This window comes from Aliiglaciecola lipolytica, assembly GCF_018860635.1.
GTDB lineage: Bacteria > Pseudomonadota > Gammaproteobacteria > Enterobacterales > Alteromonadaceae > Aliiglaciecola > Aliiglaciecola lipolytica_A.
The window spans coordinates 354,786-380,017 of record NZ_JAHKPT010000035.1; the positions used below are offsets into that span (position 1 = coordinate 354,786).

The window sequence follows — 25,232 nt, forward strand, 5'->3', positions numbered from 1 at the left end:
TGTAACGTTATCCAAACTCAATTTGTTTGAGATAAAAATGCCGCTGACGTTTTGAAGTTAGCGGCATTTTTTATTCTATAAACTTGCGGTAACTATTTTTCTAACATCTTCAGGCGTAATGTTTTGCCTTTCACCTATTTTAGTTTTGCCCGCTTTTTCGAGTCTCGAAGCAACCTTTTCGGCTACATCACTATCAATGTCATATTCAGATAGGGTGGTCTTGATTCCCATATCTCGGAAAAATTGTTCAGTTTTTTCAATAACTAAATTGATTGCCCCTTCTTCATCATAGCGGCTTAATCCCCAAACTCGCTCTGCATATTGAAGCAGTTTTTCCCGTTTGTGTTCACGCTGATGTTGCATTACACGGGGTAAAATAATTGCAAGGGTAACGGCATGATCTAAATTATAAAGGGCTGTTAACTCATGCCCTATCATATGGGTAGACCAATCTTGAGGTACTCCAGCGCCAATCAGTCCACTTAACGCTTGTGTCGCATTCCACATTAGATTCGCACGCAATTCATAATCTTTAGACATGAGCACCTGCGGCCCGATATCAATTAAGTTGCTTAAGATCGATTCCGCAAATCGGTCTTGAACACTCGCATTTACGGGGTAGGTTAGATATTGCTCAATAACATGTACAAATGCATCTACCACACCATTTGCCAGTTGGCGTTCCGGTAAAGAGTAGGTGACTTCTGGGTCTAGTACCGCGAATTGAGGTCTAACATGTTCCGACATGAAGGGTAATTTAAGATTATATTCTCGACGAGTTACCACTGAGCTGGTATTGGTTTCAGTACCTGTCGCTGGGAGTGTTAATATGCAGCCAAGACTTTTAGCACTTTTAACTTTTGCACCCTTAGCTAAAATGTCCCAAGGTTCGCCTTCGAAATCTGTGGCTGCGGCGACAAATTTAGCTCCGTCGATGACTGAGCCACCTCCAACTGCGAGAATAAATTCTACGTCTTCTGATTTCACCATTGATACGGCTTTCATCAATGTTTCAAATTCGGGGTTAGGCTCCACCCCGGAAAATTCACACCAATCGTGCCCCTCAAGTTGTTCAATAACTTGTTGATAGATACCGTTGTTTTTGATACTTCCACCGCCGTATATCAACATGATTTTGGCACTGGGTAGTAAAGTGGATAATTTACTAATACTGTCTTTTCCAAAAACAACTTTAGTGGGATTGTAGTAGATAAAATTTTGCATTTTCAAATCCGAAATTATGTAAAGAAGCTGAAAAGTGTCGATTAACTATATTGAACCACTAAGTGAGAAATTCAAGTTGAATGTATGAATTAACCGTCATTCATCAGTTCTATGATTTGCCTAATTGGCAGCGTAGTTTTACAAATTCAAAATATTCAATAAGTTAACTTGCGTTTTTAATTGGGGAGTCCGAAGCTTTCGACTTTATTAATTTTGCATGCGCAATCCATACCAATTTCAAAAAACAGCAATATATTCATGGCGATTCCATTACGCCCTTGCTATCATCTCGCCGTTCAAGTTAAACACTAACTTGTTACACCAAGGGGTGCTCTTTGCTGAGATCTAATTTATTGGAAACCCTTATACCTGATCCGGATAATACCGGCGTAGGAATGGTCATCAAGAACTTCTTAAAGCTCTCCATTTACTGCCGAAATACCGGATCTTTTCATTAATTAGAAGAGATCCAAATGAAATTAAAATTTCCTTTACTTTACACAACCTTATTAAGTGCAATTCCTGCATACGCGTTAGCAAGTGAAAATCTAGAAGTGATTACTGTTACCTCAGACTTCAGAGAAAACGATATTCAGAACGTCACTGCCAGTGTCAGTGTGATATCTGAAGAGGTGATTGAACAACGCAATGGCTTTCATCTTGAGGATATTTTAGGGGTAGGTGCCAATATTAACTTTAGCAGTGGCGCTTCCCGAGGACGTTTTATACAAATACGTGGAATTGGTGAACGTAGTCAATATTCTGAACCTAATAATCCCTCAGTAGGATTGTTAGTAGATGATTTTGATTTTTCTGGATTTGCCGGCATCGGCACCCTGTTCGATGTTGAACAAGTAGAAATTTTGCGTGGACCGCAGGCTACTGAGTTTGGCGCTGCGGGTATGGCTGGAACAATTAAAATCAAAACCGCCGAGGCAAATGAGCAGCAACAAACAAAATTTCTTGCCACTGTTGCTCAGCAAAATACTTGGAATATTGGTGCAGCTTACGGTAATCAAATTACTGATAAACTTTTCTATCGTGTTGCCATCAACCAGTTTAAAAGTGACGGTTTTATCTACAATCAATTTTTAGATAGAGATGATACCGATAACTTAGATGAGTTGACTGCGCGTTTGAAGCTCAAGTTTCTAGCAACCGATAACACAACCATCGATTTTAATTATCAGTATTTTGATATTGATAATGGCTATGATGCGTTTTCACTTGATAATGATGGGGTTACTCGCTCAGATGAGCCTGGTGTTGATACTCAAGAAACCCATGCTTTTGGCATAAAAGCGAAGATTGAATTTGCAAAATCTACACTTATTGGTTCATTGAACCACACTACATCAGATTCAGTGTACGGCTATGATGAAGACTGGACTTATGTGGGCTTTCACCCTTGGGAATACAGCTCGACTGATTACTATTATCGTGAGAGGGATTTAACCAGTGTTGATTTGAGAGTTGTTTCAAATGACAACGGATTGATTTTTGATGATAGCACGCAGTGGCTAATTGGTTTTTTTGCTCGTGATATTGATGAAAATACGCGCAGAAATTATACCTATGCAGAGCAAGACTTCACCAGTCAATATGAACCTCAAAATTTGGGGGTATATGGTCAAACCGACACCCAGCTTACGTCAAATCTAAATTTAAGCGTTGGTCTTAGAGCGGATCGTTTTGAGATGGATTATATCAACAATGACGGTTATATCGAGCAGCAAACGGATACCATGCTAGGTGGTAAAGTTGTTCTTAAATATTCAATAAATCAAGCATCTGTGTATACGAGTGTTTCGCGAGGGTATAAAGCAGGTGGATTCAACCCTGACCAACGGGTAAGCGAAGCAAGTCGTTTATTTTCTCCTGAGTACAACTGGAACTACGAAGTTGGCATTAAAGGACAAGCCTTTGACGATCAACTCTTTATGCGAGTTGCACTTTTCTACATGGATAGAGAAGACACCCAAGTTAGTGACTATGACGTGCAAATCAGCGAAGAAGGTATTCCGAGTTTTATTGATATCATCGGCAACGCAGATGTGGGAACCAACAAAGGTTTAGAAGTAGAACTTGATTGGCAAGTATCCGAGTTGTTAAACCTGACTGCTAATTATGGTTATCTAGACGCTTATTTTGGAAGTTATACCCAGGCCGACGGCACCTATATTGATAAACAATGGCAAGCCCAAGCGCCAAAAAATTCATTTAACTTAGCTGCTGTCGGGTATTTATCTCAAACTGTAAGTGTGCGCTTAGAAGCGGATGGCAAAGACAACTATCGTTTTTCCGATGGGCACGATGTGGAATCACCTTTCACTGTTTTAGTAAATGCGCAATTACGTTTAGATTGGCAGGATTGGACGTTTTCTCTATGGGGTAAAAACATACTGGACCGCGAACATTACGTTAGAGGGTTCGGTGGTTTTAGTAATGATCCGCGAGACGGATATGCGACGCCTCAACCTTACCTGCAACTTGGCGATGGTCGTCAATTCGGACTTACCGCAAGCTTACGTTATTAATCAAATTGGACACTAATTATGAAATCAGTAGTTGAAATCTCGTTATATCCACTTAACCAAAAATACTTAGCACCAATCCAAGACTTTATTGACCGACTCAATAGTTATTCGCAGTTGACGACATCAACGAGTGATACCAGCACCATAGTGCGCGGAGATATGACTGAGTTAATGGGCATCTTGAATACCGAAATGCAAAAAACCTATGAACAAGTTGGTCAAGCGATATTTGTTTGTAAATTCTTAAATGGCGATGCTATGGGTGAGTCTAAGTAATGGAAGACCTGTATGTTGTGCTAGTCGAACAGGTTAGACAACAATCGGTACTAGAAGTAGTAGCAGTGACTTTTTCACTGCTCTACCCTTGGTTAGCGGCGCGCCAAAATATATTGTGTTGGCCGGCTGCTCTGATTAGTACCACTCTTTACGTTTATATTTTTTGGGAAGTCAGTTTGCCCTTCAATAGCCTGCTTAATATGTATTATTTAGTGATGGCAATTTATGGTTGGTTGAGATGGCAAAAAACAACTCAGAATGATGTGCTTAAAGTGTCCGAGGTTCCGCTGGTCGTGCATTTATGGATGGTCTCTTTGTTAGTTGTTATGGGGTTGGCATTGCCTCATCTTGTAACACTTTCATGGCAAGGAAGTGATTTGTATCTAGATGCTTTTGTGACAGTTTTCAGTGTCTATGCCACCTATTTAATGGCTAACAAGGTGCTTGAAAATTGGCTATTTTGGATTGTCATCAATACATTCGCAGCATATCTATATTTCATCAACGGATTGTTACTGACTGGCGTAATGTTTATTTGGTATTTTGGCTTAGCAATTTATGGATATATTAAATGGAAAAAAGCCTATAAAGTCGAATCTTTGCCAGAGGAAGCCTACCAAAAAATCTAACTTGAGTCGGCAGCATAGCAAGAGTATGCTCAGAATGTCAGATTAAAGGAAAGAAGATGAAAAAGGCCCGAATCATCGATGAGTTAATAGCCAGTCAACTGTTTGGACAACACTTGTCTTTGGAGCCTATAAAGGGTGGGGTGGTAAACTTAAGTTATCGCCTCACTACATCATCTGCAGTTTACTTTTTAAAAACCTTTGAATTAAATCATATTACACCAACCGATCGGCAAGCCTTGTTTATGCAGCAACAACAACTGAGTGAACTTGGCATAACCTCAACACCTATTTACCTGTCTAAAGCCCATGATTTTCAGGTTGAGTCTTGGGTAGAGCACGTTTCACTATTCAATATCAACAAACCAAAATCCGCGAAAATTCAGTTATTAGCTAAAGTATTGAGTGATATCCACCACTTACCGACAGTCGCGACTTCAATCGATTTGCCCAAAGACTGGATATTGTATTTAAATGCGGCGAGCGTTTCAGATCTCGATTATTGGCAGAATCGGATTGACCAATGTAAACCGGATTGGATTGAGACCCATAAATGCGACCAGGTCTTATGTCACAATGACTTAGCCATGGAACATGTTGCAATAGGAGAGTCTTCTTTAGTGTTTGATTGGGAGTACGCTTCTTTAGGAAATCGGTATTTTGATCTAGCTTCATGTGCATTTATTAACAATATGGAGCTTCACGAAATGTCAATTTTACAGCACAGTTATGCAAAATTTTGTGATCTTAGTGAAGATTATGTATTCGAGCAGTTTCAAAAACAATTTCCTATTGTGCAATTAACTTATGACCTTTGGAAAGAAGCGGCAAAAACGGTTTTATTAGACGATGGGAATAGCTAAGTTCGAGTAAAGTGAAGAATTTCTGCTAATTAGCACTTCAAACTACTTTACCTTTTTTTTTCCATGAGTATAATGCTGCTTCTTCTGCAGGGGTGTAGTTCCAATTGGTAGAACAGCGGTCTCCAAAACCGACGGTTGGGAGTTCGAATCTCTCCACCCCTGCCAATTTTTCTGTTAGTCTTGAAGAATGAACGAGCCTACCCCAAAACCACTCAGCAAATATCAAGCAGCCATGCTCACTCACATGGGAATTGTACCGTGGCAACTAAAAACTAATAGTCAAGATGTGGCTCAGTTAGACAGTGAAGTAACGACTCAAAGCAATGTTTCAAGTTCGGCACTTCAATTACCTAGCCAAGAGCAAAAGCAAGCAGGCTTGCAAAGACTAAGACAACAAATTGAATCAAAGCGTAAATCTGCTAATAACGGTCTGTTGTTGTGTATGCCTGAGACCGCGAATAACCAACTGTTAGCAGATTTGCTGTTGTATGCAGATTTATCTATCACTCATTGTATATTCGAAGAAAATGCTGATCCTAACGATTACGTTGATTTTAAGTTAGCTTGGCAAGTAGGTGATAAACTATCTCTTAATGGCTTGGTATTGACGGCGCCAACTCCGGACAAAATAAATTCTAGCCAAGATAAAAGACAACTGTGGCGAATTTTACATCAAGTATTTTAATTTGTTATGAATAGTCAAATTCAACAAATAGACAAAGCTAATCATTTTGCGGTTTTTCGCGTCCAACAATCCTGTCATCTTAATCCTTGGTCTGAGTCGGTCTTTTTAGACAGTCTAACAAAACCTTATTTTGCTTATCAGCTGGTAGTTGATGAGGAAGTAATAGGGTATTACATTGGTCTTAATGTGGCTGGTGAAGCTACATTGATGGATCTGGGGGTGAGTGGCGATTACCGCGGAAAAGGTTTAGGTCAGCAGTTACTTTCGCATTTTATTCTACAGTGTAAGCTACGCAACTGTGACGAGATATGGCTGGAAGTGCGAGAGTCCAATCAAACGGCTGTGCAACTCTATTCAAAAAATAATTTTAGTTTTATCGAAATTCGAAAAGACTATTACCCAACTAAAACAGGCCGTGAAAACGGCCTGATCATGAAAACGACTTTAGTAAAATAAATTTATTTTAATTTATCTTACTGCAGCACTTTCTAAATTCATTTGTTGGCTGGCATCTGAACGATCCATTGCCATTTGAACAATTGCTGATGAGTTGAATTGACACCCATTACACATTGCGATGAATTGATTCATGCTTGGGCTACCAATATTCTTTTCCCAATTTTCATAAGTTTTTCTAGTTTTAACATTTGCAAGTTTAGCCATTTGAACAGTTGTTAAACCAGCTTCTAAACGCATTTTCCGCAAATCACTACCTGTTATATACATAAGGTTCCTACTCCATTTATTATTATATATGTAGCAAACAACAATTGAATTGGCGTATTAATAATTATTGTCTGCCTTAATTTTCAACATATTGTAAGCAACGTTTTGTGGATTGAATTCCACATGGTGTAAAAAAACATCCTAAATATATAACTGTTTGTTTTTTAAAGGTAAATAATTTACCGTTAAACAAATTTTAGCTGAAATGCAGGTTGAAACGGGGAAGAAGGTACTTTTGTCATGACAAACAAGCACCTTTCTGAAACGAATTGAGCATCAAAGCAACAGGATTTCACTTTGTTCGAATAATTCAAACACGAAATTATTCATTACTATTACTACCGATAATGGGAACTAAGTTACTACTTTAAAAACTTACCTATTTCTAAACATGTATTCTTAAGTTTGCATATATCTAACTAGATCACTGATTTTTAGACTTTTAATAAGCTCAAAATACTGTCGTACCAAGAACTTGCTTGAGTTGTTTCAGCAATGGGTGGCTTCTGTTTTGAGCCAGCGTGTGCACTGGTGGCAGCAACAGAGGTGGTCATAACGAGCGTTAGCATAGCGGCTTTGATTAGTGTGTTGTGTTTCATGGTTATTCCTTAATTTGTTAAATGAGTTAATGACGATTTAGAAGCTGAAAAAGCTAAGGATGCTGTCGTACCAAGAGCTTGCTTGAGTTGTTTCAGCAATAGGTGGCTTCTGTTTAGAGCCAGCGTGTGCACTAGTGGCAGCAACAGAGGTGGTCATAACGAGCGTTAGCATAGCGGCTTTGATTAGTGTGTTGTGTTTCATGGTTATTCCTTAAGTTGTTAAATGAGTTAATGACGATTTAGAAGCTGAAAAAGCTAAGGATGCTGTCGTACCAAGAACTTGCTTGAGTTGTTTCAGCAATGGGTGGCTTCTGTTTTGAGCCAGCGTGTGCACTGGTGGCAGCAACAGAGGTGGTCATAACGAGCGTTAGCATAGCGGCTTTGATTAGTGTGTTGTGTTTCATGGTTATTCCTTAATTTGTTAAATGAGTTAATGACGATTTAGAAGCTGAAAAAGCTAAGGATGCTGTCGTACCAAGAGCTTGCTTGAGTTGTTTCAGCAATAGGTGGCTTCTGTTTAGAGCCGGCGTGTGCACTGGTGGCAGCAACAGAGGTAGTCATAACGAGCGTTAGCATAGCGGCTTTGATTAGTGTGTTGTGTTTCATGGTTATTCCTTAATTTGTTAAATGAGTTAATGACGATTTAGAAGCTGAAAAAGCTAAGGATGCTGTCGTACCAAGAACTTGCTTGAGTTGTTTCAGCAATGGGTGGCTTCTGTTTTGAGCCTGCGTGTGCACTGGTGGCAGCAACAGAGGTGGTCATAACGAGCGTTAGCATAGCGGCTTTGATTAGTGTGTTGTGTTTCATGGTTATTCCTTAAATTAGTAAATGGATATGGTGGCTTAGAAGTTGAACAAGCTAATAATACTGTCGTACCAGGCGCTTGCATTAACTGTTTCGGCTATAGGGGGTTTTTGTTTAGAACCTGCATAAGCGTTAGAAGCCACAACTGAGGTGGTCAGTAGTAACGTGAGCAGGGCGACTTTGATTATATTTTCGCTTCTCATTGCTTTTCCTCATCTTTAATCAAAATGCAAAATGTGGATTTAAATCCACAACAGTGTAACAGTATGCGTTTTTTTTAAACAATTTTGCAGTGATTTATGCGCGAAGTAGCTTAGGAATTAACAATTTATAGCTTTCGTAGAAAACGATCCAGATAAGGTAGGTATAGCAAAGTTGAGCTAGGTATGGATAAGAAGTCCAAATCAACAGTACTTTTTTATATTCGAATACACTACGAATTATGTATTCAAAAATCATAAATAGTTGAAGTACGGCAAACAGGGCATTTAATTTATACATCTGCCAATCAAGGTTGATTGACTCAATTTGTTGTTTGGGCAGAATATCTGACATGTAAGCAACACGCATGAAAAAAAGGTGCCGCGCAAATAAATAGGAAGACTGTAAGGTAATATACCAATAGATTTCAGGGGCGAGTTGTTGATTCAATATCCAATAAAATTCAGCGGATAAAGAAATGATAAGACCTAAAAGCAGTAACCTGGATGCTTTGTCGTATTTGATTTTCCAATAGACCGCGATACTAAGAAGGTAAAACGAGGCTTTTATTAGATCTGCAAATTCTAATTCGCTAATCGACCATGCGGTTTCTTCAACCAGTCTTTGAATTACCAAAATAATGACAACCCCTAAAACGTTGACATTTTTTCGACAGACGATAGCGGTAAATACAAGGATACAAATAAACAATCGGTCGAATAAAAGGGGGTTACCAAAAGTATACATACCCGCAAAGATAAAAAGCCCTCCTAGGAGGGCTGTTAGCAATTTGGGTAAATAGTGGGAAAGTAGCATCAGCTATGGGAAAAGCCGAAATAATCCATCACTGTTGAGAAAAAAGACTCTCTAGTTTGTTCAGAGGCCCTTTGGCGGCATACTGACCACCATTTACTAATAACTTCTACGCCGATACTGTTCATCGTTTCAGGTTTGTCATTTTCAATAGCTGACACAGTCTCTCTGCTGATCCCAACTCGCTGACCAAGTTCTTCTTGAGTGTAACCAGCTTCTTTCCTCAAAGAACGCAGTTGCTCGCCGCTAAATCTTTTTCTTCGTGACATCGGACCTTCCAGTAAAAAAATTATGAGTAGGTAAAAAACTTACCAGTCCAAAATATAAGCTAAAAAAATCTAACAGTAAATCTAAAATTTCATTTTTTTACTTTATTTTTATAGATCTAGGGTTATTTTACTGAAAAAGTTGAAACAATTAACAAGCAACGGGACTTTTTCGCCTATCTCATATACAATTCGCGCCCGAAATTCTTTGTAATAATTTAGCTAGATTGAAGGGCCCATGTCATATCAGCAAGAAGTCGATAAACGTCGCACCTTTGCGATCATCTCTCACCCTGATGCCGCCCAGCCTTTCAGCGCTTAAAACCACCTTTCATTGCACACCACAATCACATCTCTACGTACTGAATTTAAAGGCTTTTTGTCTTTTTCTCGTTTCTTTGCTTTTCAATGATGTTCAAGCGTAACCTCGGAAAGTGTGTACAAACTTGAGTACAAATTCCGTTTTAGGTGCCTTTGGCGAAAGTTCTATGACACAAATCTGGATGTAGGCCTTGTGGTTACTGGGTTTGATGAAGAAAGCACCTCCTGGTTTTGGTACTTTGGTTTCGACATTACAAAAGCGGAATAAATGCGATCATCTCTAGTTTTATGTTTGTAAGTTTATGAATTTAAAGGGTTCGTCATTGTGGTTTTTGATGTGTCATCGTTGCGAGTGTACAAACAGTGTGTACAAATTTTTCTCGTTAGGCATGTTGATTGCTATTCATGACACAAACCGCCTTGTAGCCCTTGTTATTCATAGGTTTGAGCCAATAAGTACCTCTGCGGATGGGGCTTGATATTTTATCGCTTGGGTTAATAGCTGGGCTGGTTTAATAAATGGCAATTATACGGCGTTATGCGCCGTAAATAGAAAGAATGGTAAACTTCCTTTTGTTGTGTTAGTTTATTAAAACTAGGTTTTACGGCGATTTGCGCCGCGAAATCCTAAAGAGATAAACTAGAAGAAGGGTTTGGTGTTTAGAAATGGTTAGTCATTCCCAGCGTGAAACGGTGAAAGAGTCATATAAGCAATCTCTTAAAACTCTTTTACCTTATGGCATGTTAGCTACAAAGAAGTGGCTTGCAGAGCAAGGCTTGAGTGCTCATGCGTTAGATAATGCTGTCAAAACCGATACGTTGTTGCTACTAGCTGCAGGTGTTTACAGTCAGTATTCCCGAGCAGTCACTTGGGAAGGCGTAGTAGCTTCAATGCAGCGTATGATGGAAAAAAGTGTCGATGAACAACTTCCGTCTATCGTGGTCGGTGGATTGTCAGCATTGTCCATATCTGGTTTGTCGCAATATTTATCATTAGGAAGTACGGCTCATATTCATTTATATGCAACGAAAAAGCTTCCTTCCTGGCTTGCGAGACTGTCATTGCCAATTAAGTTCGAAGGACATAGTACAAGTAAACTGTGGCCTGATAGCTTATCCCAAGATATAGCGTTCGTTAAAAAGCATGAATGGGGAGAGCAATTACCACCTGTATATTTTTCATGTCCGGAAAAAGCCATATTGGAAGTGTTGATGGATTTGCCTGAAAGTGTGTCATTTGAACATGCCGATGAGCTAATGCAGGGGTTGGTGAACTTATCTCCAAGAAAGCTTGATGCGCTCTTAAAGGAGTGTAAAAGCGTAAAGGTCAAACGCTTATTCTTTTGGTTTGCAAAACGCCAAGCTTATCCTTGGTTTGATAAGTTAAATGTAGAAAATTACGACTTAGGTTCAGGTAAGCGTGTTGTTGCTAAAGGTGGGAAGCTGGATACAGAGTATCTGATAACCGTACCTCAGCATATGGCGTTAGCAAGTAAAGGATAAGTTCAGCGATGGATAGAAATAGTATTTATTACAAACAAGTACAGCTTTTGATACAGGTATTGCCTTTCGTTGCCAAACAGCAATGCTTTGCCCTCAAAGGTGGTACAGCAATCAATTTATTTGTCAGAGACTTTCCTCGTTTATCGGTCGATATTGATTTGGTGTATCTGCCAATGAAGAGCTGTGATGATGCCTTGCAGGAAATTTGCGATGCACTTGATGCTATTAGCTCAGATTTAAAAATAGCATTTAAAGACATCGAGCTAACGGAAGCCTATCGCTCAAAACGCGATGCTCTAAGGTTGATCGTTGCTCGCAACGGTGTGCAGATCAAAGTCGAGCTATCACCTGTATTGCGCGGTACTGTTTATGAACCAAAGCTGATGAAAGTGTGTGCGGCCATAGAAGACGAATCTACTTATGTTGAAGTGTCTGTTGTTGCTCAAGCGGATCTTTATGCTGGAAATTATCATCGTTGCAACTATAAGTATACCTTTACATCTTCGCAACGAAATGGACTGAGTGTACTTATTACAAAAAGGGAAGGGGTTATGCCTGGCTATGGTCTTTATTGTCAGAGGAGCAGGTACAAGCTTAACTGAAGTTGTGTTTGTGTCTTCGGTCCTTAAGCTAAAAATGTAATCACTTTTGTTGGAATAATCCTTGTTGCACTGTCACTTAAGGTATACTAATTACAGTATGTAATTTAATTTTATATGGTCGGCTTATTTTGAGTCAGCAATTAATTATCAGAGTATTTAAAATTCAAATGTAAAACCAAATTCTCTTAGCTTTTCATATACGTTTATATCAAAACGATAAAGGGTCGCGGCTCTATGAGCGACATTTTTTTGTTTTTCTTTGCAGTCTATAAGTAGGTTCATTTTTTGAAATTTACGTCTAAAGTTAGGTTTATCGAGCGATTTATTAAGAATTGACTCGTAAATTTCTTGTAGCTCTAGAAGTGTAAATTTTTCAGGGAGTAGGCTAAAACCAATAGGTTCGTGTCTTACTTTATATCGTAGATAATCTAAGCCGCTGGCTAGAATGTCTGCGTGGTCAAACATTAAAGGCGGCACATTGTTCACATCAAACCATTCACACTCTAAAGCGTTTTCACCACTTACTAAGTTGGTTTCCTCGTAGCGAACTAATGAGTAGTAAACAATCGTAATAATACGTCTGGCGGGGTAACGATCGACATTACCAAAAGCACTTAACTGATCTAAATATAGATTTTCAACGCCAGTGGTACTTTTAACTACCCGCAGGGCTGCTGAATCTAAGTTTTCGTCTTTACGAACCCAGTGACCGATCAAACCCCATTGGCTTGTTGCAAGGCCTTGATTATATTTAACCAATAAAACTTTCAATCTACCTTCATGAACAGCAAACACAATATTATCCACTGTTAGATTGCTTATACAATCATCAGGAATCAATTCTTCGTTAATATTGTTAGAAATGTTTGATGTTTTATGGTGCATAAATTACTCGAAAAATACTATAAAACGGATATTGTTATAGTGACTATTAAGCTTATATAAAATAAGCTTAAAGTGCAAATGAAAAGGCGGATAAATTCCATCTAAAACAATCACATCAACCTGGTCTATTACGTTATAAGCGGTATTTAATTGAATATGTTGAGCGAAGCAATTTAGTTATATATTTGTTGATCTATTTATGTATTCAATTGTTAGCAATTTGGATGTTTTATCGGCGAGGACTATCACCTAATTTACCAAATGACCTAAAATTGTAACGCAAATGTAACGTAATTGTTTACATGTGCTAAAAATACATATAGTATTTTTGACTATATCGATTTGCGTTAAAATTTGAGCACACATGAACAACAAAAAATACACGCTTACAATTAAAGAAAAGTTAGGGTACGGCCTTGGTGATACAGCCAGTAACATTGTATTTCAGATGGTCGCCAATTTTATGCTGATATTTTATACCGATGTTTACGGTTTATCTGCAGCCGCTGCTGGTACCTTGTTGTTAGCAGTTCGTTTATTTGACGGTATCACCGACCCAATTATGGGGAGCATTGCGGATAGAACTCGAAGCCGTTGGGGGTCATATCGTCCTTATATCTTATTTTTAGCTGTGCCATATGGTGTGTTTGCGTGTTTAGCGTTTATAACCCCTGATTTTGATGCCACAGGTAAGCTTATCTATGCCTACTTTACCTATGGCTTATTAATGACTTGTTATACTGCCATCAATATACCATATGGCGCACTTGGCGCAGTAATGACTAACGATCCTAAAGAACGTGCTTCGTTACAATCCTATCGATTTGCAATGGCAATGGCTGCATTACTTGTCATTGTATGGGCATTACCTAAGCTAGTTGCTTTTTTTGGTGATGGTAATGATGTTGTTGGTTATCCGCTAGCAATGGTATTTTTAGGTGGCCTTGCGGCAGTGTGTTTCTTACTGTGTTTTAAAATGACCAAAGAAACGAAGCAAGTTGAGCTCGCACAAGGTAAAAAAAATGCCTTTATGGAATTTTTAAGTTTATTTAAAAATGATCAATGGGTTGTAATAGCCGTTATCAGCCTGGCAACATTGATTTTAATTGGTGTTAGAGCTTCAGTCGCACCGCATTATATTAAGTACTATGTAGGAGAGGAATCGCTTACTTCTAACTTTTTAACATTGTCTGCAATTGGCTCAGTATTAGGGGCTGTCTCTACTAACTTTTTAACTAAATTCATTGAAAAGAAAACACTTTTTCAAACTGCTTTAGTGGTTGTGATTATTTCTCATAGCTTATTCTATGTACTTGAAAGCGATGCAATTGTGACTATTTTTATCGTCTATTTTATTGCGAACTTTGCACATATGGTTATTACCCCAATTATGTTTTCTATGGTGGCAGATACCGTTGACTACGGTGCATTAAAGATTGGTCGCAGACTTACTGCGGTTACTTTTTCAGGGCATTTATTAGCAATCAAACTTGGCTTTGCAATTGGCGGTGCTCTCGCCGGTTGGATATTGTCTGGTTACGCTTACGTACCTAATCAAGAACAATCAGAACATACGTTATCAGGTATTTTACTTGCCTTTGCTGGGATCCCAGTGATTTGTACCGTGGCATGCTTAATTTTTATAACACGTTACAAATTAACTGAGCCAGAAGTAAAGTACATTCAAACGCAACTGGCTGATAATAAAAAATAAACTAATTTTTCTGCACAATTTCATCCTTCATAAAGGCGTTGATTGTGCAGGTAATACTAGGAGTGAATATGCAAAATAAAGTGCAAACAGCACCATCATCCAATGGATTAAGTGACGCTGAACTTAAACAATTAAAAGACTTACAACGAGCTAACTCGTTAATACCGAATCACAATCCATTAGTTGATCACATGTTTACCGCAGATCCGTCTGCGCATGTATTTGATGGCACAGTGTATATTTATCCGTCCCATGATATTGAATCAAAAAATGAGATCAATGATAACGGCGATCATTTTGCAATGCGTGACTACCATGTATTTTCACTCGATGAGAGCACAGGTAAAGCCATTGATCACGGTGTAGCACTTTGTGTTGATGATGTTAAATGGGCGAGTAAACAAATGTGGGCTCCTGATGCTGCACACAAATCAGGTCAATATTACCTTTATTTTCCGGCGCGTGATCAACAAGGTATTTTTAGGATCGGTGTTGCCAAAAGTGATAGACCAACTGGGCCATTTAAAGCTGAAGATAATTACATTCAAGGTACATTTAGTATCGATCCTGCTGTATTTGAAGATGATGATTCTAGTTATTACTTGTATTTTGGCGGCTTGTGGGGGGGGCAGTTACAAAACTGGCAAACGGGTAAATTTAATAAAGAAAATAACTACCCAAAAAATGAAACACCAGCAATACCGGCGCGTGTAGCAAAGCTTGCGGACGATATGATAAGCCTAAGCGAAGATGTAAAAGAGGTGATTGTTTTAGACGAAAACGGCAAACCAATTACCGTTTGCGATAACAACCGCCGTTTTTTTGAAGGCCCTTGGGTTCATAAACATGATGGCGTTTATTACTTTTCGTATTCAACGGGCGATACGCATAAAATTGTTTATGCTACGGGTGATAATCCCTATGGGCCGTTTACCTACCAAGGCGTTATTTTAGCCCCTGTACTGGGCTGGACGACTCACCATTCAATAGTGAAGCATAATGCTAGTTGGTACTTGTTTTATCACGATAGCTCGTTGTCCGGCGGTCAAACCCATTTACGTAGTATCAAAATGGCCGAACTTGAACATGATGAAAGCGGTAAAATAACGACAATTTACCCCTATGGGAACACTTCATTTTGTGCATAAAAAGTGATTTTTTTAATCTGAATAGATGTAGTCTAAAAGACTATTACTTGGGTGGGTAACTAAAGGAGGTGACAAAATATATTTTAGGAAACAATTAAATAGAAATTAAAACAAAGAATTAGAAAGAATTATTACTCACAAAATAAATGAGTGAGGCTTATTCATGACTAATTGTATTCTTTGTATACGTTTAACACACAATAAATTATTTATTGGCCGTCAAAACATAACTAAATGGTTTTCTATGCACTTTAATCAACGCATAGCATATTGACGAATGCCAATAATAAATTAAAGATAAGGGCACCAATATGTTTAAGAAAAAAGTTATTTCAACAGCCATACTTGCTGCATTGAGTACAGTCGGCGTTTCAAACCTAACTTATGCAGCGGAAAATGATGCTGATGAAGACGTGGAATTAATTCTAGTAAAAGGGATCCGAGGTTCATTGCAGCGTTCAATGGATATTAAACGCGATTCTAGTGGGATTGTTGATGCGATATCTGCGGAAGATATGGGGAAATTTCCAGATACAAATTTAGCTGAGTCATTACAGCGCATCACTGGTGTTTCCGTTGATAGAGCAAGTGGTGAAGGAAGCCGCGTAACCGTGCGTGGTTTTGGTCCTGCGAATAACTTAATTACTTTAAATGGTCGTCAATTACCTAATACAACGGGTAATAGAACATTTGATTTTGCAAACGTTGCATCTGAAAGTGTATCGGGTGTAGAAGTGTATAAATCATCTGATGCTAGTGTTACCTCAGGTGGTATTGGTGCGACAATTAACTTAACTACCCATAAACCTTTAAGCTCCCCTGGCATTAAAGCAACGTTTGGCGTAAAAGCTGTTGATGATCAATCAACAGAGCAAGGAAATGTAACTCCAGAATTGAGTGGCTTATATTCTCAAACGTTCGCTGATGACAAGTTTGGTATTTCAATTTCAGGTAGTTATCAAGAACGCGAAAGCGGTATGCAGCAGTTTTTACAAGACCAAGGGTATAGAGCATCAGATGCGTCAAATACTGGTTGGGGCGGTGTGCCTGCTGGTGCTGATGGCGGAACCAACCGTCCGACTACAGGTATATATTCAAATCCACAACAACCACGTTATGTTTTTGAAGAACGTCAACGTAAGCGTATTAATGGTCAATTGGTACTACAATACCAACCTGTCGAAAATGTAACGGCTACTTTAGATTACACAACATTTAGAACAAACGTTGAAGAGCAACACTCAGATGCTTCTGTGTGGTTTAACTATGCTGGCGATCGAAGTGAGTCGGTTTGGGCCGGAGAGCCGAATTCATATCCACTGATTTATTCCGAAATATATGAAATAAACAACCCTACGGAGTACGCTGATACGTCATTAACTGTAGGTGCTTGGGGGCGCGACGAATCAACCGATTCAATTGGTTTTAACCTTGAATGGATTGTCTCAGACCAGCTTAATTTAGAGTTTGATCACCATAGCTCTAAAGCGCAAATGAAAGCATCAGATCCCCGCCATGGTACACGTAATAATATTCAACTACCGTCATATTCACGCACACGTGCAGGCTTAGACTTAACGGGTGAGTTACCAGGCATTGCAACAGGTAATATTGAAAACTTTAACCCAGATACATTGCGCTTATCGGGAAGTTGGTTTGCAAATGATAAATATGATTCTGAAATCGATCAAACCCAAATTTCAGGTGAATATTTTATTGATGATAATTTAAGTATTGATTTTGGAGCTTCTGTTAATACAGTAAATAACCACTATCGCCATACTCAAGTACAGCGTCCTGACTGGGGTGGTGTAGGAGTTGAAGGTGATTTTGCTGATATCGATTGGCGTCAAGATACAATATTAGATAAGTTTCAAGCTAAAGCAGGTAACTTCGAAGGCACAGCAACACAAGCCGACTACGATTTATTTGATACAATTTTCTTTGCAGACTTTGATGCAATTGTTAATGCCGCAGAATTTGCCGATCCAACTGCTAACGTAGATGGTGTTTGGGGGGATTGTAAAGCAGCAGCCGGTGCTGCTGCAGGTCCCAATGGTGAAGGTCAATTCTGTGCATCAACTAATTGGGATGCAGACACTAACCGCTTTACTGAAGAAAAAACCAAAGCTGCATTCTTACAAGTAAATTATAAGGGGGACTTTAATGATATGTTCTTTGACTTACATGTGGGCCTGCGTTATGAAAAAACCGATGTCTTTTCTAAAGCATCAGCACCAGGTTATAGCCGCATAGAATGGAATGAAGATACTGCCACCTCTGTTACAGGTCTAACAGGTATTGAAACGCTAAGCCAATCTGCCGATTACGATCAGATCTTACCAAATATAAACTTTAATATTGAAGTTGTTGACGATGTAATGGTGCGAGCTGCGGCAAGTAAAACAATTTCACGTGCAGGATACAACGCATTGTTAGGTGGTACATCAGTTAACACCGGCGGTAGTCTAAGCGGTTATTCAGGAAACTCAGGTAATCCAGCCTTAGAGCCTTTAGAGTCAATAAACTTTGATATTACGAGTGAATGGTATTACTCAGAAGGCAGCTATGTTTCATTTGGTTACTTTAGAAAAAATGTTAGTAATTGGATTACAACGGGTACTGTCGATTCAACTATCTTTAACTTAGCCGATCCATTAAATGGCGAGAAGTTTAAGGCCGCGGTTAATGCACTAGGTGAAAATCCATCAAATGAGGAGATCAGAAATTATATTTTTGAAAACTTTGCTGATGATCCAAATGTACAACCTAAATTCGACGAAAATGGTGTGCTAATCGGCGGTAGTATCATTGGAGATCCTGCAACCGATGAAACAGCTATCTTTAGATTGAATGTGCCTGTTAATGGTGATACTGAGCATACAATTGATGGCTTTGAATTTAACATTCAACACCTATTTGGTGAATCAGGCTTTGGTGGCATTGTTAACTATACTATGGTTGATTCAGGACTTGAGTATGATAATAGTTCATTGGATGATACTGAGGCATTAGTTGGTTTAAGTGATACAGCGAATGTTGTGTTCTTCTATGATAAAGAGGGCTTACAAGCGCGTATTGCTTACAACTGGCGTGATGCATTTCTTAATGAACGTCGTGTAAATGGTGACTTAACAGCGCCTATTTATACTGATGAATATTATCAAATAGATTTTAATATTAGTTATGAAGTGCCTGCTGTTGAAGGCCTAACCGTATTTATTGAAGGTATTAATATCACAGATGAATACGTCACTGAATATGGTCGTACTAAAGAACTTATCTATAAAATGACGCAAACTGGATCTCGTTATGGTTTGGGTGTTCGTTATAATTTTTAACATATAAATTCTGAAACTGAACCTCTTTAAAAAGCTGCATTTGCAGCTTTTTTTTTGCTAATGGCTCTCTAGTAAAATGTTACACTAACTGTTATAGTCAATTTAACTTTAACTTGTTTTTTACATTTATCTCGGTTACATGTGCATACTGTGGCCACAATAATTGGAGCCTCAATTCATGAGCAACCATGCCCTATTAAACAATGTTGAGCACCAGCATTTAAAAATAAATCCTCAGCGCAGTGCAGAACTAGGTGACGGATACTGGTATAGCGAAACATTCCCAAGTGAGTTTAAAGCCGTTCAAGCACATTATCCTATTTTTTTCAGTAAAGATGATGCAACAAATACGTTTTCGCCAGTATGTTTATACGGTATTAACAAGGATGAAAATTTATTCTTGGTAAATCAACAGTGGCAAGCGAACTATATTCCTTTAACTATGCAACGTTTGCCTTTTTACATTGCCACTCAAAATACCACGCAAGACGGTGTAGCTACTCAAGAGTATGTGATCAGTATTGATCTCGACTCGCCAAAAATATCGACAGAACAGGGCATTGATTTATTCTTAGAGCATGGAGGTAATAGCGAATACCTCGAAAAAGTGGTCACTGTGCTTGATAACCTTCATCATGGCTTACAAGAAAACCAACCATTTATTAAAACGCTGATTAAACATGGTCTACTTGAATCAGTTACCTTAGAACTTGATTTAGTCAATGGTGTAAAACATAGCTTATTGGGTTTTTATACCATAAACGAAGATACGCTTGAGCAGCTAAGTCATGATGTAATTGCCCAGCTGCATTCACAAGGTTATTTAGCACAAATTTATATGGTAATCGCTTCACAAGTGCATATTCGTGATTTAGTGGCACTTAAAAATGCGCAGCTGGTATCACAAAAGATCGCCGTATAGAAGTGTATTGCTATGGCAAATTGTGTAGAAAGCTTTCAAACAATCTCGGGCCTAACACCTGATACCTTACCCGCAAAGTTATTAAACTCCGCAGTGCCAATCGTGTTAAAAGGCTTTGTCAGTGAGTGGCCTTTAGTGAGAGCAGGGCAGATATCAGATAACACTGCAATTGATTATTTACAGCAGTTTTATCAGGGTTTTTTAGTAAACACTTGTACGATCCCAGCGGATCAACATGGTGTGATTTCGTATAACAGCGATATGACAAGTTTTAACTTTGCTAATAAGCAGGCTGCATTCATCGATGTTCTTAAGCAAATAGTTGATACTGCAAATCAGCCTGTAGCCGAAACTATATATATAGGCTCCACCAGTATTGCCCAGTGTTTACCTAAACTCGTTGATTTATGTTCTGTCGCGCCATTAAATCAAGGCTGCTTATTTAATTTATGGGCTGGTGGCAAAGTAACTGTGCCTGCGCATTATGATGTAGCGCAAAATTTAGCATGCTGCGTTACCGGTAAAAGACGTTTTACGTTATTCGCACCAGAGCAAATTGAGAACTTATATATTGGCCCATTGGATAGAGCCCCTGGTGGTCAACCTATTAGTTTAACGACAACAAAGAATCTTGATGATACGCAATTTCCAAAATTTAAAGATGCACTAAAAACCGCATATATAGTCGACCTTGAACCGGGTGATGCACTTATTCTACCTAGTATGTGGTGGCATCAAGTAGAAGGACTTGGCACATTAAATATACTGTTTAATTATTGGTTTAAAAATACCCCTGCTTTTTATGGCCAACCCAGAAACGCATTACATCATGCCATTTTAAGTATACGTAATTTACCTAAACATGAACGCACCGCATGGCAGCAGTTGTTTAATTATTACGTATTTTCTGAAAACGAATTTACACATATTCCAGAGCATGCACAAACCTTGTTAGCAAGCCCGATGGATGAGCTGACTGCGCGAAAATTAAGAGCTGAATTACAAAATAAATTAAGACGTTAAGCGAGTAGGTAGGTACAGAATCATGAATCAAAATGCGATAAAAAAAATAGTCATAGCCGGGGGAGGGACCGCTGGTTGGATGTGTTGTGCTGCAATAGCAAAATTGTTGGGTAAAAATATTGAAGTCAGCTTAATTGAGTCTGATTTAATTCCCACCGTTGGAGTTGGTGAGTCAACCATTCCGACTTTGCATATCTTTCATGACTTACTAAAAATTAGTGAATCAGAATTCATGGCAGCCACCAATGCTACATTTAAGTTAGGTATTTCGTTTGAAGGCTGGAAGCAAGAGCAGCAAAACTATTTTCATTCATTTGGTTATGTAGGACAAGGATGCTGGGCTGCCGGTTTTCAGCACTTTTGGCTAAAGGGAATGCAACAAGGGGTTGCAGCAGACATTGGCGACTATTGCACTGAGCACTTAGCAAGCCGTTTGGGGAAATTTGCCGTTGTGCCTAATCAAGATCGTAAGCACGCTTATCAGCTAGATGCTGGACTATACGCTAAGTTTTTACGCAATTTTGCTGAGCAACACGGTGCTAAACGTATAGAAGGCATGATCAACTCAGTTAACTTAGAGCCTAGTAATGGCTTTATTAAATCGCTAACGTTAGGTGATGGAAACGTCATTGAGGGTGATTTGTTTATTGATTGCACCGGTTTTAAAGGGTTACTAATAGAGCAAGCATTGCATACCGGATACGAAGATTGGGGCCACTGGTTACCGAGCGATAGCGCCGTTGCTGTGCAAACAGAATTAGTAAACCATCCAGTACCATATACACGAGCTATGGCGCATAAGTGCGGCTGGCAGTGGCAAATACCGCTACAAAATCGCCGTGGTAATGGCTTGGTTTTTTGCAGTAAATACATGAGCGATGAAGAGGCAAAAACAGCATTACTAAACAATGTTGAAGGTAACCTAATCAATGAACCTCGTGTTATAAAATATCGTACGGGAACACGGCGTAAGCATTGGAACAAAAACTGTGTTGCTATTGGTTTATCCAGCGGATTTATAGAGCCACTAGAGTCAACCAGTATTCATTTAATTCAACAAAGTATTGTTAGATTAATGCAAAACATGCCCACCAAAGCAATAGAATCAAGCTATCAAGATGACTTCAACAACAAAATGCGTTTTGAAGCTGAGAATATTCGTGATTTTATCGTGCTGCATTACCATGTCACGCAACGCAACGACAGTGACTTTTGGCGTTACTGTAAGAATATGTCAATCCCTGAGTCACTTGCTAAACGTATTGAACTATTTTTACAAAGTGGGCATGTCTATAAAGCCGAGCAAGAACTCTTTGGTGAGGCATCGTGGTTACAAGTGATGTTAGGACAAGGTTTAATGCCACAAAATTATCACCCAATAGTTGATAGTATGAGTGATGAGGAGCTAAAACACTTTTTACAATCAATTAAAAATCACGTTGCTAAAAAAGCAAATAGCCTACCAAATCATATTGATTTTATTAATCATTATTGCAAATCTAGGTAAGTATTATGTTAGCGCTTGGCAATTATATTCAGCCTCAATATGAGTTTATAGGGCAAGAACAAACCCCCATTATTATTATTGACAATTACTTAAGTGAGCCGCAGTTAGTTATAAATTTAGCGCAAAACCACAGTGAGTTTAAACCTGATACAGTGACTCAGTATCCTGGTTTGCGTATGCCACTGCCAAAGCAATATGTGGTTGATTACTTAAAACCCCTTATACAAGGGTTTTATAAAGTATTTAAAATTGGGCAAACACTAATGCCACGTCCAAAAGACAACTGCTTGTCGTTAATTACCAAAACACCAGAACAGTTATCAGCAGTACAAACCTTGCCACATTTTGATACCAATGACCCTAACTTAATTGCGATAATTCACTACCTTGGTGAAGGAGCGCATGGCGGCACAGGTTTTTTCAGGCATAAAAAAACCGAGTTTGAAACAATAAACTCGCACCGAAAACACATCTATTTAACCCATGCGCAAAATTACCTTATAAACAACAGTCATGCCAAACCAGCGTATTGCACCGCACAGCACAGTGAATTTGAGTGTTATAAGAGCATACCTTATAAACCTAACCGTCTTATTGTATTTCCGGGTTACTTGTTGCATTCAAGTTTGCTCGATAACACGACCGATATTTCATCATGCCCACAAACAGGCCGCTTAACTGCCAATATGTTTGTGCACTTTAAATAGGAATTCTATGTTTAGTCATGTATATAAACTTGGGCTATTAAGCTTTGTTTTGTTAGCTCAGAGTGTTGTAACGGCGCAAAATAGCTTTGCTACCGGTTTTGATAATCTCCCTAAAAAACAATTTAACGTACTCTTGTTTACCAAAACGACTGGTTGGCACCATAAATCACAAACTCAAGGGGTTCAGGCGCTTGAACGTTTAGCCGATAAGCACTTTTTTAATTTAATATGGCATGAAGAAAGCCATTATTTTAATGATGACTACTTAAACAATGTGGATGTAGTGGTCTTTTTATCAACCACGGGCGATATTTTAAACCTAAAAGAGCAAGCCGCGTTTGAGCGATTTATAAGAGCAGGTAAAGGCTTTGTTGGTATTCATAGCGCGTCAGATACTGAATACGATTGGCAGTGGTATCAAAAGCTGGTGGGACGCACCTTTAATATTCATCCAGTTGTGCAAACCGCTGTGTTAAGCAAAGTACCTAATAATAACTTTATTGGCTTAAACCACATGCCGCAAAAAATGTTATGGACTGACGAGTGGTATGAGTTTGGCCCAGAGCTAACTAAGTTAAACTATTTACTTACGGTTGATGAGCAAAGTTACAACCCAAATGCCGATTGGGGTAATGACAAAACAGGTTCGGGTATGGGGGGTAGACACCCCATCTCATGGTATCACAATTACGATGGCGGTCGCTCATTTTATACAGCCCTTGGGCATACCAATGCAGTGTATAAAAGTGAGTTTTTAACCGAGCATATTTATGGCGGTATTTATTGGGCTGCAACCGGTAAGGGGGTGAAAACAAGTAACTAAAAATAGGGAGTATTCACTCCCTAACTGAAATTAACTATTATCGCATTTACATGGTAGTTTAATTGTTTAACCCAGGTATTTTTACATCCAGTGTAAACAACCCCTTAGCTGTGGTGATTAGTAAAGTTTTGCGATCTGTACCACCAAATGCAAGGTTAGTCACATTCGGGCCAATTTCAATCTTATCGATCCAGCTGCCGCTGGGTGAGTAAATATTAATAACGCCTTTACTGTGGCTGCTTACGTAAATATTACCAGCGCAATCTACTTTTATACCATCGGGAGAGGTTACTTTTATAAAGTCTTCCCGCGGCGAAATCTCACTGTGTTCATTAATTGTGTATTTACTTACTCGGTTACTAAAATCGCCGATATACAAGGTTTGTTGATCGGGGGAGAGTGCAACTCCGTTGGGTTTTTCAAGGCTTGCGTCAACTAAACTAATTTCACCAGTACTGCTTAGTTTATAAACACCTGTGTAAGGCATTTGTTGTGTGCGTTCACCTAATTGCCAATTAGGATCAGTAAAATAAATATCACCATTTTTATGCATGGTCATATCGTTAGGGGAGTTAAAACTCAAGCCATTAAACTTATTAACTACCACCGTATTTGTTTTAGTTTTTATATTGATTTTAGCAAGCGACTGCGAGTTGTGATTAAGGTTATATAAAATCTCGCCCTTGGCGTATAGGCCATTGCTACCACTGTGCTTTAAATAAGTGGTAATGGTATTAGGCAAAACTAATTTATAAATGGTCGAGTCCGGGCCAAATGCTTGCGAGCTGGCAAAGTTCATTTCTGAAAAATAAAACGCATTATCTTGGCTTGACCACGTTGGTCCCTCTAAAAACAGAAACTTGTCACTAACAAGAGTTGGCCTTGAGTCAGTTATTATGGGTGACTGTCCATTTGTTTGGCATTGCGATGTATTTAGTACAGGTGAATCATGAGGTTGTTGGGCTAATGCAGCTTGATGAAAAGAGAGCATTAAAACGACGAAGCTTAGTTCTTTTTTTGGTATTTTTAGCATAGATGATAACTCGCTGTTGCTTAACGTATAACTAAAATAGTCCTTTTGACTATAACATTTATTTTTTTCGTTGTATGATATT

28 protein-coding genes, 1 tRNA gene and 1 riboswitch are annotated in these 25,232 nt (G+C 38.8%); of the genes, 17 read left to right on the forward strand and 12 right to left on the reverse strand.

Going from position 1 to position 25,232, the window contains the following annotated elements; translation table 11 throughout:
- Positions 1-75: 75 nt before the first annotated feature.
- Entirely contained in the window at positions 76-1,224 is a 1,149-nt protein-coding gene (locus tag KO530_RS19500; protein WP_216050127.1) for an iron-containing alcohol dehydrogenase, read from the reverse strand.
- Between the two features lie 314 nt (positions 1,225-1,538).
- Positions 1,539-1,637, forward strand: a riboswitch (TPP riboswitch).
- A 60-nt stretch (positions 1,638-1,697) separates the two neighbouring features.
- Between KO530_RS19500 and KO530_RS19505 the strand changes: the two genes are divergently transcribed.
- The 7 genes from KO530_RS19505 (at position 1,698) to rimI (ending at position 6,667) form a co-directional block, all read left to right on the forward strand.
- A complete protein-coding gene (locus KO530_RS19505) occupies positions 1,698-3,761 on the forward strand; it encodes a TonB-dependent receptor (protein WP_216050128.1) in 2,064 nt (687 codons plus the stop codon).
- An 18-nt stretch (positions 3,762-3,779) separates the two neighbouring features.
- Positions 3,780-4,037 (forward strand): YkoF family thiamine/hydroxymethylpyrimidine-binding protein, encoded by a 258-nt coding sequence (locus KO530_RS19510; protein WP_216050129.1) that lies wholly within the window; start codon positions 3,780-3,782, stop codon positions 4,035-4,037.
- A complete protein-coding gene (gene pnuC / locus KO530_RS19515) occupies positions 4,037-4,666 on the forward strand; it encodes a nicotinamide riboside transporter PnuC (protein ID WP_216050130.1) in 630 nt (209 codons plus the stop codon). The genes KO530_RS19510 and pnuC overlap by 1 nt, the downstream gene beginning before the upstream one ends.
- Positions 4,667-4,722: 56 nt before the next feature.
- The gene (locus KO530_RS19520) at positions 4,723-5,526 is read left to right on the forward strand and encodes a phosphotransferase (RefSeq protein WP_216050131.1); all 804 of its coding nucleotides are present in this window, start codon (positions 4,723-4,725) and stop codon (positions 5,524-5,526) included.
- A gap of 88 nt (positions 5,527-5,614) precedes the next feature.
- A tRNA-Trp gene (locus KO530_RS19525) sits at positions 5,615-5,691 on the forward strand.
- A gap of 22 nt (positions 5,692-5,713) precedes the next feature.
- Entirely contained in the window at positions 5,714-6,211 is a 498-nt protein-coding gene (locus KO530_RS19530; RefSeq protein ID WP_216050132.1) for a hypothetical protein, read from the forward strand.
- Between the two features lie 6 nt (positions 6,212-6,217).
- The gene (rimI, locus tag KO530_RS19535; RefSeq protein ID WP_216050133.1) at positions 6,218-6,667 is read left to right on the forward strand and encodes a ribosomal protein S18-alanine N-acetyltransferase; all 450 of its coding nucleotides are present in this window, start codon (positions 6,218-6,220) and stop codon (positions 6,665-6,667) included.
- A 12-nt stretch (positions 6,668-6,679) separates the two neighbouring features.
- On the opposite strand, the gene KO530_RS19540 is transcribed toward rimI, so the two are convergent.
- The 9 genes from KO530_RS19540 to KO530_RS19580 all read right to left on the reverse strand — a co-directional run bounded on the left by KO530_RS19540 (position 6,680) and on the right by KO530_RS19580 (position 9,624).
- Positions 6,680-6,937 carry a helix-turn-helix transcriptional regulator gene (locus KO530_RS19540; RefSeq protein ID WP_216050134.1) on the reverse strand — a complete coding sequence of 86 codons (258 nt, stop codon included), beginning with the start codon at positions 6,935-6,937 and terminating at the stop codon, positions 6,680-6,682.
- 434 nt (positions 6,938-7,371) lie between these two features.
- Complete coding sequence (locus KO530_RS19545) at positions 7,372-7,536, reverse strand: hypothetical protein (RefSeq protein WP_216050135.1); 165 nt, start codon at positions 7,534-7,536, stop codon at positions 7,372-7,374.
- Between the two features lie 37 nt (positions 7,537-7,573).
- The gene (locus KO530_RS19550) at positions 7,574-7,738 is read right to left on the reverse strand and encodes a hypothetical protein (RefSeq protein WP_216050136.1); all 165 of its coding nucleotides are present in this window, start codon (positions 7,736-7,738) and stop codon (positions 7,574-7,576) included.
- Positions 7,739-7,775: 37 nt separating this feature from the next.
- Positions 7,776-7,940, reverse strand: coding sequence for a hypothetical protein (locus KO530_RS19555; protein WP_216050136.1), 165 nt, complete (start codon positions 7,938-7,940; stop codon positions 7,776-7,778).
- A gap of 37 nt (positions 7,941-7,977) precedes the next feature.
- Positions 7,978-8,142: a hypothetical protein gene (locus tag KO530_RS19560; RefSeq protein WP_216050136.1), complete on the reverse strand. Its 165-nt coding sequence runs from the start codon at positions 8,140-8,142 to the stop codon at positions 7,978-7,980.
- A 37-nt stretch (positions 8,143-8,179) separates the two neighbouring features.
- On the reverse strand, positions 8,180-8,344 hold the full coding sequence (locus tag KO530_RS19565; protein WP_216050136.1) for a hypothetical protein: 165 nt from the start codon (positions 8,342-8,344) through the stop codon (positions 8,180-8,182).
- Between the two features lie 35 nt (positions 8,345-8,379).
- Positions 8,380-8,544, reverse strand: a complete 165-nt coding sequence (locus KO530_RS19570) for a hypothetical protein (RefSeq protein ID WP_216050137.1) — start codon at positions 8,542-8,544, stop codon at positions 8,380-8,382.
- 94 nt (positions 8,545-8,638) lie between these two features.
- Positions 8,639-9,178 (reverse strand): hypothetical protein, encoded by a 540-nt coding sequence (locus tag KO530_RS19575; protein ID WP_216050138.1) that lies wholly within the window; start codon positions 9,176-9,178, stop codon positions 8,639-8,641.
- Between the two features lie 179 nt (positions 9,179-9,357).
- A complete protein-coding gene (locus KO530_RS19580) occupies positions 9,358-9,624 on the reverse strand; it encodes a helix-turn-helix transcriptional regulator (protein ID WP_216050139.1) in 267 nt (88 codons plus the stop codon).
- A gap of 984 nt (positions 9,625-10,608) precedes the next feature.
- On the opposite strand from KO530_RS19580, the gene KO530_RS19585 reads away from it, so the two are divergent.
- Both KO530_RS19585 and KO530_RS19590 read left to right on the forward strand, forming a co-directional pair.
- A complete protein-coding gene (locus KO530_RS19585) occupies positions 10,609-11,445 on the forward strand; it encodes a type IV toxin-antitoxin system AbiEi family antitoxin (protein ID WP_216050140.1) in 837 nt (278 codons plus the stop codon).
- Positions 11,446-11,453: 8 nt separating this feature from the next.
- Positions 11,454-12,047, forward strand: coding sequence for a nucleotidyl transferase AbiEii/AbiGii toxin family protein (locus KO530_RS19590; RefSeq protein WP_216050141.1), 594 nt, complete (start codon positions 11,454-11,456; stop codon positions 12,045-12,047).
- A 156-nt stretch (positions 12,048-12,203) separates the two neighbouring features.
- On the opposite strand, the gene KO530_RS19595 is transcribed toward KO530_RS19590, so the two are convergent.
- On the reverse strand, positions 12,204-12,932 hold the full coding sequence (locus tag KO530_RS19595; protein WP_216050142.1) for an NUDIX hydrolase: 729 nt from the start codon (positions 12,930-12,932) through the stop codon (positions 12,204-12,206).
- A gap of 364 nt (positions 12,933-13,296) precedes the next feature.
- Between KO530_RS19595 and KO530_RS19600 the strand changes: the two genes are divergently transcribed.
- The 8 genes from KO530_RS19600 to KO530_RS19635 all read left to right on the forward strand — a co-directional run bounded on the left by KO530_RS19600 (position 13,297) and on the right by KO530_RS19635 (position 24,117).
- Positions 13,297-14,646 (forward strand): MFS transporter, encoded by a 1,350-nt coding sequence (locus KO530_RS19600; protein WP_216050143.1) that lies wholly within the window; start codon positions 13,297-13,299, stop codon positions 14,644-14,646.
- A 68-nt stretch (positions 14,647-14,714) separates the two neighbouring features.
- Positions 14,715-15,794 (forward strand): glycoside hydrolase family 43 protein, encoded by a 1,080-nt coding sequence (locus tag KO530_RS19605; RefSeq protein WP_216050144.1) that lies wholly within the window; start codon positions 14,715-14,717, stop codon positions 15,792-15,794.
- Positions 15,795-16,105: 311 nt separating this feature from the next.
- Positions 16,106-19,135: a TonB-dependent receptor gene (locus KO530_RS19610; protein WP_216050145.1), complete on the forward strand. Its 3,030-nt coding sequence runs from the start codon at positions 16,106-16,108 to the stop codon at positions 19,133-19,135.
- A gap of 178 nt (positions 19,136-19,313) precedes the next feature.
- On the forward strand, positions 19,314-20,057 hold the full coding sequence (locus KO530_RS19615) for a SapC family protein (RefSeq protein WP_216050146.1): 744 nt from the start codon (positions 19,314-19,316) through the stop codon (positions 20,055-20,057).
- Between the two features lie 12 nt (positions 20,058-20,069).
- Complete coding sequence (locus KO530_RS19620) at positions 20,070-21,080, forward strand: cupin-like domain-containing protein (RefSeq protein ID WP_216050147.1); 1,011 nt, start codon at positions 20,070-20,072, stop codon at positions 21,078-21,080.
- 22 nt (positions 21,081-21,102) lie between these two features.
- Positions 21,103-22,587, forward strand: a complete 1,485-nt coding sequence (locus KO530_RS19625) for a tryptophan halogenase family protein (protein ID WP_216050148.1) — start codon at positions 21,103-21,105, stop codon at positions 22,585-22,587.
- 5 nt (positions 22,588-22,592) lie between these two features.
- Positions 22,593-23,294 carry a DUF6445 family protein gene (locus KO530_RS19630; RefSeq protein WP_216050149.1) on the forward strand — a complete coding sequence of 234 codons (702 nt, stop codon included), beginning with the start codon at positions 22,593-22,595 and terminating at the stop codon, positions 23,292-23,294.
- 7 nt (positions 23,295-23,301) lie between these two features.
- The gene (locus KO530_RS19635; protein WP_216050150.1) at positions 23,302-24,117 is read left to right on the forward strand and encodes a ThuA domain-containing protein; all 816 of its coding nucleotides are present in this window, start codon (positions 23,302-23,304) and stop codon (positions 24,115-24,117) included.
- Between the two features lie 58 nt (positions 24,118-24,175).
- Here KO530_RS19635 and KO530_RS19640 read toward each other — a convergent pair whose 3' ends face one another.
- Positions 24,176-25,150, reverse strand: a complete 975-nt coding sequence (locus tag KO530_RS19640) for an SMP-30/gluconolactonase/LRE family protein (protein WP_216050151.1) — start codon at positions 25,148-25,150, stop codon at positions 24,176-24,178.
- Between the last annotated feature and the right edge of the window lie 82 nt (positions 25,151-25,232).